General features: G+C 65.8%; 10 protein-coding genes. 6 read left to right on the forward strand and 4 right to left on the reverse strand.

The features are described 5' to 3' along the window. The first annotated feature begins 374 nt into the window (after positions 1-374). From ADBZ5N_RS13660 to ADBZ5N_RS13680, 5 genes are read left to right on the forward strand one after another with little or no spacing between them, the layout of a single operon-like run. Positions 375-596 (forward strand): sigma factor-like helix-turn-helix DNA-binding protein, encoded by a 222-nt coding sequence (locus tag ADBZ5N_RS13660; protein ID WP_526258209.1) that lies wholly within the window; start codon positions 375-377, stop codon positions 594-596. A 34-nt stretch (positions 597-630) separates the two neighbouring features. Next, on the forward strand, positions 631-2,052 hold the full coding sequence (locus tag ADBZ5N_RS13665) for a hypothetical protein (protein ID WP_526258191.1): 1,422 nt from the start codon (positions 631-633) through the stop codon (positions 2,050-2,052). Then, positions 2,045-3,475: a glycosyltransferase family 2 protein gene (locus ADBZ5N_RS13670; RefSeq protein WP_526258193.1), complete on the forward strand. Its 1,431-nt coding sequence runs from the start codon at positions 2,045-2,047 to the stop codon at positions 3,473-3,475. Before ADBZ5N_RS13665 ends, ADBZ5N_RS13670 begins: the two co-directional genes overlap by 8 nt. Next, positions 3,472-5,400: a hypothetical protein gene (locus ADBZ5N_RS13675; RefSeq protein ID WP_526258195.1), complete on the forward strand. Its 1,929-nt coding sequence runs from the start codon at positions 3,472-3,474 to the stop codon at positions 5,398-5,400. Before ADBZ5N_RS13670 ends, ADBZ5N_RS13675 begins: the two co-directional genes overlap by 4 nt. Then, positions 5,345-7,114 (forward strand): hypothetical protein, encoded by a 1,770-nt coding sequence (locus ADBZ5N_RS13680; RefSeq protein ID WP_526258197.1) that lies wholly within the window; start codon positions 5,345-5,347, stop codon positions 7,112-7,114. The genes ADBZ5N_RS13675 and ADBZ5N_RS13680 overlap by 56 nt, the downstream gene beginning before the upstream one ends. A gap of 10 nt (positions 7,115-7,124) precedes the next feature. Here the strand turns inward: ADBZ5N_RS13680 and ADBZ5N_RS13685 are convergent, their stop codons facing one another. The 4 genes from ADBZ5N_RS13685 to ADBZ5N_RS13700 are packed head-to-tail and all read right to left on the reverse strand — an operon-like array spanning position 7,125 to position 9,583. Next, positions 7,125-8,198: an ArsO family NAD(P)H-dependent flavin-containing monooxygenase gene (locus ADBZ5N_RS13685; protein ID WP_526258199.1), complete on the reverse strand. Its 1,074-nt coding sequence runs from the start codon at positions 8,196-8,198 to the stop codon at positions 7,125-7,127. Positions 8,199-8,202: 4 nt separating this feature from the next. Next, on the reverse strand, positions 8,203-8,439 hold the full coding sequence (locus ADBZ5N_RS13690) for an MTH895/ArsE family thioredoxin-like protein (RefSeq protein ID WP_526258201.1): 237 nt from the start codon (positions 8,437-8,439) through the stop codon (positions 8,203-8,205). Positions 8,440-8,470: 31 nt separating this feature from the next. Beyond that, positions 8,471-8,761, reverse strand: a complete 291-nt coding sequence (locus tag ADBZ5N_RS13695) for a permease (protein WP_526258203.1) — start codon at positions 8,759-8,761, stop codon at positions 8,471-8,473. Between the two features lie 27 nt (positions 8,762-8,788). After that, on the reverse strand, positions 8,789-9,583 hold the full coding sequence (locus tag ADBZ5N_RS13700) for a bestrophin-like domain (protein WP_526258205.1): 795 nt from the start codon (positions 9,581-9,583) through the stop codon (positions 8,789-8,791). Between the two features lie 229 nt (positions 9,584-9,812). On the opposite strand from ADBZ5N_RS13700, the gene ADBZ5N_RS13705 reads away from it, so the two are divergent. Next, positions 9,813-11,006, forward strand: a complete 1,194-nt coding sequence (locus tag ADBZ5N_RS13705; RefSeq protein ID WP_526258207.1) for an MFS transporter — start codon at positions 9,813-9,815, stop codon at positions 11,004-11,006. Positions 11,007-11,171 lie beyond the last annotated feature (165 nt).

Raw genomic sequence — 11,171 nt, forward strand, 5'->3', positions numbered from 1 at the left:
GCATGGGTCGAGGTCGGCGAGAGCGCCCTCCACGCGGGAGCCGGTTGGATCGGGTCCACGCTGCATCCACGCATTCGGACGCTCGGCGGCAGCGGCTCGTCGCTGAGAATGAAGACGCGCAGGCACACGGCGCCCAGCGTAGGCGGCGACCGACCGAGGAGCGGCCACTTCACCGGGTCGGCGGTGTCGCAGATAAAGACAGATAGTTGCTTTCACTGCTCCGCGGCGCGTAAAGTTCGAGTCACGTTGCTTCCCCCAGTCCCCGGGTAGCTTTCTGTGCGGGCCTGACTAAGGCTAATTCTCCAGAGCAACTGGAATTTTCAGCTCAAATCCCTGTGCAGATTTGTTGTTGCCTACTGCAGGGGGGATCGATGATGGGGTTACTTCTCGACTCGGAGGACCGGCCGGCTACAAGTGCCTGGGAAGCGCTCCAGCCGCTACTGCCGGAGTTGCCGGAGCGGGAACGCATTGCGGTGACAATGCGTTTCTGTGACGCGGTCCCCCAGAGTTACATCGCCGCGCGGATGGGTGTCCCCCCAGCGCAGGTCGAAGGGCTGCTCAGGACCGCGTTGGCCAGGTTGCGAAACCGGACGTAGAGAGAATCGGGGAACCGGGTCGGGGCAGATACCGATGACACGCCAGTTGGTGCTGCGAATCACAGGGCTGTTGGCCTTGACGCTGCTCGCCTACGGCGGCGTCTTCTATGAGATCGCGCGCTCAATCAACGAGGGCTCACGGGCGTCATACCTGATGGTCATGCCGATTCTGCTGGCAATGATCGCTTACGGCGGTGCGAACGCCCCGCGCGGGGTGAGCGATGGCGAAACCGATTGGATCCTGGCCATCGGCTTCGGTGGACTCGCACTGTTGCTGAGCACTGGTGCTGCACAACGGTTTCCGACGATAGCGAATCTGTGGGGGCTTAGCATCATCAGCGCCGCGATCTGGATGGCCTGCGTGGCGACGATCCTCTTCGGTACCGCTCGGGTCAGACAGATGCCGTCACTGCTCTTCTTTTCGATACTGACCGTGACCCCGCTGCCATGGCTGTTGATGACCGCCGCTCTCGGCGGGACCACCGTTGCCGGCACGCGAGTTGCCGGCGGCTTTGGCGCGCTCGCGGTCTTCCTCGCCGGCAGACGCAGCCCGTTGCCCTTGCGCGTGGCCGTGGCAGTCGGTTGTGTGTTCGCAGGCCTGGGGGCGGCCTCAGCACTCGACCGACTTCCACGCCCGATACCGGTTGTCATCACCGCAGGCGTCATTCCGCTACTCGGTTTCTTTCTGCTGCAACGACTCAGGGCACGCCGGAACGGGCACCGCATACGTGATGGTGTTCTTGCCAGTGAAGAGGGGTCTGGCAAGGACACCATCACCTCACTGCCGCATCGCTCAAAGCGGGCACTGCTGGCGCTGACTGTCGTCGCCGGCGCGCACCTGCTGCTCACCACACCGGCCTCGGCAGCCATCCCGGCGGCGCAACTCACCCGCGTCGAAGGCACCTGGACAGAACGGGCTGGCCTCGCCCCGGTACAGCAATTCGGCTTCGTCCAACGCTTCCTCGGCCCTGACGCGACTTTCCGCAGGTATCAACTACCTTCGTCCGAGGGCCAGCCTGCCGTCGCCGTCGACGTCATCACCGCCGGCAACCTTGAGGTGCTGCGAACGTCTCAGTACGTCATCTGGTACCCGGCACCGTCCATCGTCAACTACCGCTTCATCGACATCGGCGCGATCAAGGGAGCCTTGGTGTCGGCGACCGACTCCTCGGCCGCGACGACCGGCGGTAATCAGCACTGGTACGCGGTGAGTTGGCTGTGGGCCACCGCCGAGACCTTTCAACAGGTTTTCGTCGTGGTGAACCAGGACTTGACGCTCCAGGACCCGCCGCCACTGCCGGAGCCGCCATCCCTGCGCCGCACTGTTGTTGATCCGATCCTGTGGCTGACCCGCCAGCAGGCCGATCCATCGACGATCGTCGATCCGGCGGTCCGTGACCGGGCACAAAGAGTCGTCGACGACATCGTGACCGCCGCACAGGCCGACAATGACTGACGCCTGCCTCGACCAAACCCGGACTCCCCTGCTGGACCAACGATTCTCAGCCCTCGGCGCACTCGGCCCGCGAACGCTGGTCCTCGGGGCGTTGCCTCTCGGAGTGCTGACGATCCTGGCCATCAGGCTGCCGGCGGAGGTTCTCCCGGTACTGACGATGGTGGCACCGCTGCTGTACCTGCTGTCGACCATCGACCGCAACCTGCTGACGTTCAGGGGAATCGCTGCCCCGCAACTGGTTTCGATCAGCGACGACGAGGCTCGCGCAGTTCCGGACGACGACCTGCCCGTCTACACCGTCTTGCTGCCGGTGTATCGGGAGCCGGAGATCGTACGGAACCTACTCAGCGGCGTGGGAAACCTGGAGTACCCGACTGACAAACTTGAAGTGCTGTTACTCACCGAGGAAGACGACCTCGAAACCGAAACAGCACTGCGGGGTGTGCCCATCGCGCCGATCCGGGTCGTCGTCGTTCCGGACACCGCCCCCAAGACCAAACCGTCGGCATGCAACTACGGCATGTCGCTGCCCGGGTTGAGGGGTGAGTTGGTGACCATCTACGACGCGGAGGACATCCCCGATCCGCTGCAGTTGCGCCGTGCGGTCGTGGCGTTCCAGCGGTTGCCGGCCGACGTGGCGTGCCTGCAAGCCCGGCTGTGCTACCACAACGAGAGGCAGAATCTCCTGACCCGCTGGTTCACCTTGGAGTACGACCAGTGGTTCGCCGCGATCCTGCCCGCCGTCGCCCGCTCCGGCTGCGTCGTCCCCCTGGGCGGCACATCGTGTCATCTACCGACCCGAGTGTGGCGCGAGGTCGGCGGATGGGACGAGTACAACGTCACCGAGGATGCCGACCTCGGTGTCCGGCTGGCCCGGTACGGCTACCGGACCCTGATTCTGGACTCCATCACCCTTGAGGAGGCCAATTCCGATGCGGTCAACTGGATTCGGCAGCGCTCCCGTTGGTACAAGGGCTATCTGCAAACCATGCTCGTACACCTGCGCAGACCGCTCGAACTGCGCCGTGAAGTCGGCCTGAAAGCCTCGATTCGACTGGTCAACCTGACCGGACTCGTTCCGATCCTCAACGCGTTCAACGTCATGCTGTGGTCGGCGATGCTGCTGTGGATGGTCGCGCGCCCGCACGCCATCACTCTGATGTTCCCGCCAGTCACCTACTACACGTCATTGGCCCTGCTGCTGGTCGCGGCGCCGCTATCGGTCTTCGCGGGGGTGATCACCACCGTCGCGCTGAAGAAGCCATACCTGTGGTGGGCAGCGTTGCTGGTGCCGGCATATTGGCTTCTGCAGTCGATCGCGGCGGTCAAAGCGATGTACCAGTTGATCTTTCATCCCTCGTACTGGGAGTTGACCGTGCACGGACTGGCACCGCCCCATGACGCGACAGCGGGGAACTCTTGACCAAACTCCTGCACCGGGCGATCGCCGTCCTGGGTGTTGTCGTCGCGCTGACGGCACTTGTCGGCCAGCCTGTCACCGCCAGGGCGGTGCCCAACACCAACATCGCGGATTCCGCTGCGGCCGAACCGATCGGCTGGCTACAACTCGGCCGTTCGGATCGAATCGACATTCTGGGCAGCGATCAACCGGTCGACACCGACATACCCGTCCTGCCGGGAGTCACACCGGACCGACTGACGGGCTTCATCGGTTCGGTGGTCAACGTCATCGACGGGCGGGTGGACGTGCTCGACGAGCGAGGGATCACCCTCGCGAGCATCCCGGCGCCCGGGGTTACAGGCTCGGCACCCTTCGATGTCGACATCTCCGGGGCCCTGGTCACCGACGGCATCGCAAAGCTGAGTTTCGTGGTGCGCAGCCGCAATCCGCGAGGGGACAGCTGTACCCGGCCACCCTCCCTGACGCTCGGACAACTCGCGTCCACCTACACCGGCCGGACTCCGTACCCGAGTGTGGTCTCGGACTTCATGCCCGCCTATCTGGATCAGTTCCTGATCCGTACCGGGCCGACGCCGTCTGCGGAACAGCAGCAAGCCGTGCTTGACCTGGCCGCCAAGCTCACCCGGCGCTACCGGCCGATTCCGGTCCGCATCGACGTCGACACCTCGACCGGGCCCACCCGGCCGGGGCCGCCGACCAGTCGGGTGATCGAACTGCGCGACGGAAGCCCGACCGGGCTGGCGGTAAACAACCCGAACACGCCGGAAGCCGCGCTGATCGTCACCGGCCGCGGCGAGGAACTCAGCCGGCAGATCGCGCTGTTCACCGATCGCCGTTTCGAACTGGCACAGAACCGGTCTGCGAGTGTGGACGCGGCAACGGCCGACATCCCGAGATCAACGACGATCATGACGTTGGGCCAGCTGGGTGTCAGTGGGCAGACATCGGTGCAGGGCACCGCCACGCTCTACGTCGGGATCGACATCGGCCAGTTCGCGGTGGGGTCGGTCCAGCAGGCCACCCTGCGACTCATCGGCCACTACACCCCGGTGACAGGCGGGGAAGCGTCGGTGGTCGTGCGCTCGGGCGGCGCGGTGTTGGCGGCCAGACGGCTTGACGAATCCGGCCAACTCGACATCACCGGTACCATCCCGGCAGAGTCGATCCAGTCCAATGTCGGGGTCGCGGTGGATCTCCGCTACCTTCCGAGTCAGCCCTGCGCCCCGCTCAATGACCGGATTCAGTTTGCGCTCGATCCCGCCTCGACGGTCGTGGTCACATCCGGAACGGGTAACCGCGGCGGATTCCCGGCACTTCCCATGGCGTTCACGCCCGACTTCGACGTGGTCGTCGACCGCCCGGATCACCTGCGCTTCGCGGTTGCCGCCATCAACCTGCTGGCCCTGCAGACCGCGGCGACCCTGCACCCGAGGCTGGCCGACATGGCGACGGCCGCGCGATCCGGGCGAGGGTTGCTCGCGGTGGCGCCGGGGCCGTACCTCGCCCAGGCCGGTCTGCGGCCGACCGTGCTACCGGGACCGGGCGACTCGGTGGACATCGGCGGTGCCCTGCAGACCGAGGTCGACCTCAACGGCCCGGCGGGTGTCGTCCAAGTGTTCTCGCAGTCGGGACGAAAGATATTGGCGCTCAGCGGTACCGGTGACTGGTCACTGGTGGATGCCGGCGTGGAATTCATCCGTGCACTGCCTTCGGGCTGGGCCTCGCTGTCCGGCGACGTGGTGGCCACCGGATCGGCCGGACGGACGGTCAGTCTGACGCTGCGTGAGGGGGGCCCGCTGATCAACGAGTACCCGGGCGACAGCTGGAAGCGCTGGATGAAGCTGACCGCCGTCATGGCGCTGGCGGTGCTTGGCTTTGCCGGGGCTGTGCTGTTCTGGCGGCGGTGGCGTCGACGAGGCCGGTGAGTCGGTGACGACGGTGCTGCTGTCACCGGGCACGGGTTCGTCCCGGGCGGCGCGGGCTCGCCTAGCCGTCGTTCTGCTGTACTTCGGGCTGGCCGCGCTGTACTTCGCGGTCGGCCATACCCTGCTGATGCGCTACAACCTGTTTGACCCCGACGCCACCAGCAGGGTCGCCAACGCCGGCTACGTATTGATGAGCCGGGATCCGCATCTCTCGGCAATCGGCTTCGTCTGGAATCCACTGCCCAGCCTGGTGGAGGTCCCGTTTCTGCTGTTCTCTCGATGGTGGCCCGAACTGCGCACGCACGGTCTGGCCGGCGTTGGGCAGAGCGCGCTGTTCATGGCCGCCGCGGCGCTGGTAGTCCGCGGCATCGCTATGGACCGCGGCCTGGGATCGGGGTGGCGACGGGTAGCAGTCGCCTGTTTCGCCCTGCAGCCGATGATCGTTGTCTACGGCGCCTCCGGGATGAGCGAGGCGGCCGAGATCTTCTGTCTGCTGTGGTGCGTTCGGTACCTGATGCGCTGGATGGACGAACGCCGTATTGAAGACCTTGCGTGGGCAGGCCTGGCGCTGGGGCTCGGCTATTTGGCACGCTACGAAGTGCTGGCGGCGGCAGCCGGTGTCGCGGTGCTGGTCGCGGTCGTCGCTTTTGCCCGCGGCACCCCAGGCCGAGGCGCTGCTGCGGCGGCTCACCTTGCCGTCATTCTGTTGCCGATCGCGACAGCGGTGGCAGCCTGGGCGCTCACCGGCTGGGTGGTCAACCACGAACTGTTTGCCACACTGACTTCGCAGTACGGCAATGAGAGACAGGTGGCCGGCGCCGCCGATCGAAGCGGATCACTGGCCGGATCGGCATCGGCGGAATGGGTGGTGATCGGCGCCCGCCTGATGGGCATGCAACCCTTCGCATTCCCAGCGGCCGCGATCGCGGTCGCGTTTGCGGCACTGTCGCGTAAGGGCGCCGCACTTGCACCGGTGGTGACGTTCGGTCCGGTGCTGGCATTCGCGGCGTGGGGACAGTTCTCCTCGTCGACGTTCGGATGGTTCCGGTTCTATCTGACCGCGATCCCCCTGGTGCTGTGCATCGCACTGGCCCTGTGGAACCCCGCAGTGGGTTCGCGCCGACCCTGGCAGATCACCACCCGCGCCACCCAGATCGGCGCGGCACTGGTGGCACTGTCGGTCGCCGTCGGATTCCCGACGACCGTGAGCGCCATGCTCAATGAGCGCATCGGGAACCAGCAACTGCAATTCGGCTTCAACTCGCTGTTGCATCCCCAGCGTCTGCCGGCCCAGCAGCAGTGGTATAGGCGGTTGATGGTCAACGACCGGCTGATGGCGAGCTACTTTGACAGCCAACAACTCCCCGACGGGGCTGTCCTGATGGACACATTCAATACCTGGGGTGTCTGGCTCAGCTCCGCACGACCCACCCAGTTCATCATCACCAGCGATTTCGACTTCAAGGCGGCGCTGAACCGTCCGTGGGATCACGGCGTCGACTACCTCGTAGTCAGTAACCCCGCCATCACCGACGCCGACGCGCTCAACATCCGCTATCCGAGCCTGTGGCAGGACGGGGCAGGGTTCTCCCGGCTGCTCTATGCCACCCGGGGCTTCGCCGGCGACGAACGATTCCGCGTGTACGAAGTCACCGGGCCGCCGGTGTCGGCATTGAATCCGCCTGCTAGTCCTCGGAATTCCCCAGGGGGCTGAGGATCGGGGCTCATCTGTTCGTCACGAGCGCTTCCACAGCGGCACGCGCTGTGCGACCGACGCCGATGAGTGTCGCCGATCCCGGCCCTGTCCAGTCTCCGTAGCCGAGCAGGTGCAAGGCGGGTTCCTTGACCGCCTCGGTGCCGTACACGGCGATCGTGCCGTCAGGCTCTCGCAGGTGCATCGGCCGCAAGTGGGCAAGGGCTGGGCGAAAGCCGGTCGCCCAGACGATGACATCCGCGTGTTGTTCGTGGTCGGCCCAGTAGACCCCGTCGGTGTTCAAGCCCTCGAACATCGGGACCGCCTGCAGCACACCGCGTTCCCGGGCTGCCCTGACCGGGGGGACCATGACGATGTCGCCGAGGGCCGCAATGCCGCCGGTGTCGGGGCGCCCGGCAGCCAGGTCGGCGGCACGCCTGGTGGCGACGTCGAACAGCGCGCGTCCATCGACGTCGTCGGGTAGGAACCGGGGCGGAGTGCTGGTGGCCCATGTCGTGGTGGTGGTTTGGGAAATCTCGGCAAGCAGCTGGGCCGCGGAGTTGCCGCCGCCGACGACCACGACGTGTTTGCCGGCGAAGGGTGCGGCGTCGCGGTAGCCCACCGTGTGTAACTGCTGCCCGCGGAAGGTGCGCGCGCCGGGGTAGATCGGCCAGAAGGGTTGCTGCCAGGTGCCCGTCGCGCTGATCACGGCTCGCGCACGCCACCGGCGCGAGGACGTCGTCACCCGGAGGTGATCTCCGTCTCGGATGACTTCACGCACACGGACGGGCCGGTGCACCGGCAGCTGATAGCGCTGCTCGTAGGCGCGCAGATACTCGATCACGTGCCGGGCCGGTGGAAATCCGTTGGGCGAGTTCGGCATGAGCCACCCCGGCAGCGAGGAGTACTGCGCCGGGCTGAAGAGGGTCAACGATGCCCAGGTGTGCGGCCAGGCGCCTCCCGGCACTGGCTGATCGTCGAGGATGACGAAGCGATGCCCCGCCCGGCGCAGGTAGTAGCCTGCGGCAAGTCCGGCCTGGCCGCCGCCGATGACCACGACGTCGACGTCGTCGTCGCCATCGACTGGAACAGATTTCGTGATCACGGCGTCAGCGTGCGGCGAGCAGTCCGGTGAGGTCCTTGACGCTGGGCACCTTTCCGGCCACGAAGACTTCCTCGTCGACCACCAGCCCGGGAGTCTTCATCACGCCGTAGCCGGCGATCTCGGCGTAGTCGGTGACCGCCTCGATCTCGGCGTCCAAACCGAGTTGGGTGAGCGCCTCACGAGTGCGCTCCTCAAGGGTGTGGCAGTTGCGGCAACCTGGTCCGAGAATTGTCACGATCATGAGGAACTCCGTTGGGTGGTGGGTTGGGACGTCATCCAATGATGTTGAACAGGAATCCGATGATCATGATTCCTACTGCAACTGTGCCGAAGAAGGTATTCGTAGTGAACACCATTGGCTCGACCCATCGGCTCAGGTTGAAGCGCGAGGAGATCCAGCCGGTCACCAGGGACAGCACCATGCCGGCTGCGACGTAGGCGGCCGCGATGTGCCAGCCGAACTGGTCACCGATCATGATCGCGGCGATCTCGCTGATCAGCGGCGAGGCGATGAGGAAGGTCAGCGTGATCGACGACGGGATGCCCGCCGCAACTAGAGGCACGCCGGAACGGTCGCCCAGTCGCTTGGCTCACCGACCGGAGAGCTCGGACAGCACCGCCACCACCTCCTGGAGAGGTTCCGGGGATGTGCCGAGATCACCGAGGAAAGGATGCGACAACTGCACCACGAGAAAGATGTTCACCGCCACCAGTGTCCCCACCGTCGCGACCATCACGTAGTGCATCAACGGCTTCTGCACCCCGTAGGTGATCACCGTCCCCAAGACCATCGCACTGGTCAGGTAGAACACCACCCACAGCGGCCAGGATGGTCCGGTATCGGTGCGCGCCTGGGAAGTTCGTTCCGTGCGGCTCTGGCTGACCTTGTCCAGATTCGACAACGACGTCGAGAGGAAGGCCTTCTGCGCCTCGGTCTCCGGCCGGATCTGCTCATAGGCGCGATAGACCTCGGCCAGCGCGGAGTCAGCCGCCGCCGAACGGCCCGCCGCCGCCCGGGGCCACTCCGCGATCGCGGCCTTCTCGTACACCAGCAGGCCGGCTCGGATACGGGCCGCATCGGACTGACCGAACACCCCGGCATCCCTGGCCAGTTGAACCCCCGCAGCGCCCTCAACCCGCGCTTGGGCGTCGGCGGAGCTGATCTGGCCCCACATCGCCGACACCATGAAACCGAAGAAGAACGCGTACACGAATCCGATGACACCGTAGGTGAACTTGGCGACGTCGTTGTGCTCGTCGCCGCGCAACAACGGAAACCGCCGCCGAAACAGCATCTGCAACATCAGCGAGCCACCGGTGATCACCACGATCAAGCCGGTCAACAACAGCAAGGGCGGAATGTGACTGACGGCCCAGGCACTCATCTGAACGGGACGCAATCCATGAGAATCCTCGTTCCGTCGGCGACCTGACCTCTTTCCTACATCAACAGCTGCGAGTTTGTGAGGTACACGGTGAAACCCTGATCGCGCACGCGGGACTCGGCGAAGCCGACAGCCACCTGATCCTGCGTCACCGTCAGCGGCAGGCCGACCTGATCGACCTGTGTGGTGTTGCTGCCGAGGGGTCCGCCCCGGGGGCCATACTCGACCCATGGGTTCCGGGCGAAGTGGATACGGATTCGCTCTGCTGGCCTACGCCTTCGCCGCCATCATGGTCGGTACCACGATGCCCAGCCCGATGTATGCGCTGTATTCCGAACAACTGAACTTCGCGGTGGTCGGGACCACGGTGATCTATGCGACCTATGCGGGTGGTGTGCTGACAGCGCTGCTGGTGTTCGGCAGCTGGTCGGATGCGATCGGGCGCCGCCCCGTGCTGTTGGCGGGCGCGTTCTGCGCGCTGGCCAGCGCAGTGGTCTTCATCAGCGCCGATACGGTGGTCCAACTCCTGGTGGGCCGGGTGCTGTCCGGACTGTCGGCGGGGTTGTTCACCGGGACCGCCACGGCCGCCGTCATCGAGGCGGCCCCGCCCGACTGGAGCACCCGGGCCCCCGCAGTGGCCACCATCGCAAATATGGGCGGCCTGAGCAGTGGACCGATCCTGGCCGGACTGTTGGTGCAGTACGCACCGGAGCCGCTGCGGCTGCCGTTCATGGTGCACATCGTGCTGACGGTCCTTGCCGCGATCGCGGTGCTGGTCGTCCCGGAGACATCGCCTCGCAGCGGAAAACCCCGCCTGCAACGGCTTTCGGTTCCCCCGCCGGTTCGACCGATATTCGTCATCGCCGGGTTGGCCGCATTCGCCGGCTTCGCCGTCACCGGGTTGTTCGCCGCGGTGGCGCCGGCGTTCGTCGCCGAGATCATCGGCGTCGCCAACCATGCGGTAGCCGGACTGGTCGCCGGCTCGATCTTCGCGGCGTCGGCGGCCGCACAGATCGTTGCGGTCCGGATTGCACCCCGGCGCGCGGTCGCCCTGGGGTCCGCCATCCTGGTGGTCGGCATGGTTGGGCTTGCTGCGGCACTGCACTTTTCATCGCTTCCAGCACTGATCGCCGCATCAGTGATATCCGGCCTCGGTCAGGGCATCAGCTTCAGCCGAGGACTTGCGGCCGTCGACAAGGGCACACCCGCCGATGCCCGCGCCGCAGTCAGCTCCGCCTACTTCGTCGTGGCCTATATCGCACTCTCGATACCGGTGGTCGGTGCGGGCCTGGCTGCGCAGGCCTGGGGCTTGCACGCCGGTGGCACGGTGTTTGCAATGGCAGTGGGGGTGCTGGCCGCCGCCTGCCTGATCGCGATCCTGCGACTCGAGTCGCGGACCGTGGAGTCCAATTCCGTCGTCTGACGGGCAGTTGTCGGTGTTCGTCCAGGAGGCCGGGGTTGCGCTGCGGGGGTATCCGCAGTGCAGCAACTTCACAGTCCCGCTGCTGACAATCCAGAGCACGACGATGGACTCGGCGCTGAAGCGTGCGCCGCTGGCCGTCGGCCAGAACTCACCCTGGATCGACCT

The organism is Mycobacterium sp. (assembly GCF_044370595.1).
GTDB lineage: Bacteria > Actinomycetota > Actinomycetes > Mycobacteriales > Mycobacteriaceae > Mycobacterium.

Excerpts from the sequence above, each read along its gene's own strand:
- ADBZ5N_RS13670 (WP_526258193.1), top strand. The coding sequence starts at position 2,045 with ATGACTGACGCCTGCCTCGACCAAACCCGGACTCCCCTGCTGGACCAA.
- ADBZ5N_RS13660 (WP_526258209.1), top strand. The coding sequence starts at position 375 with ATGGGGTTACTTCTCGACTCGGAGGACCGGCCGGCTACAAGTGCCTGG.
- ADBZ5N_RS13700 (WP_526258205.1), bottom strand. The coding sequence starts at position 9,583 with ATGAGTGCCTGGGCCGTCAGTCACATTCCGCCCTTGCTGTTGTTGACC.
- ADBZ5N_RS13690 (WP_526258201.1), bottom strand. The coding sequence starts at position 8,439 with ATGATCGTGACAATTCTCGGACCAGGTTGCCGCAACTGCCACACCCTT.
- ADBZ5N_RS13665 (WP_526258191.1), top strand. The coding sequence starts at position 631 with ATGACACGCCAGTTGGTGCTGCGAATCACAGGGCTGTTGGCCTTGACG.
- ADBZ5N_RS13705 (WP_526258207.1), top strand. The coding sequence starts at position 9,813 with ATGGGTTCCGGGCGAAGTGGATACGGATTCGCTCTGCTGGCCTACGCC.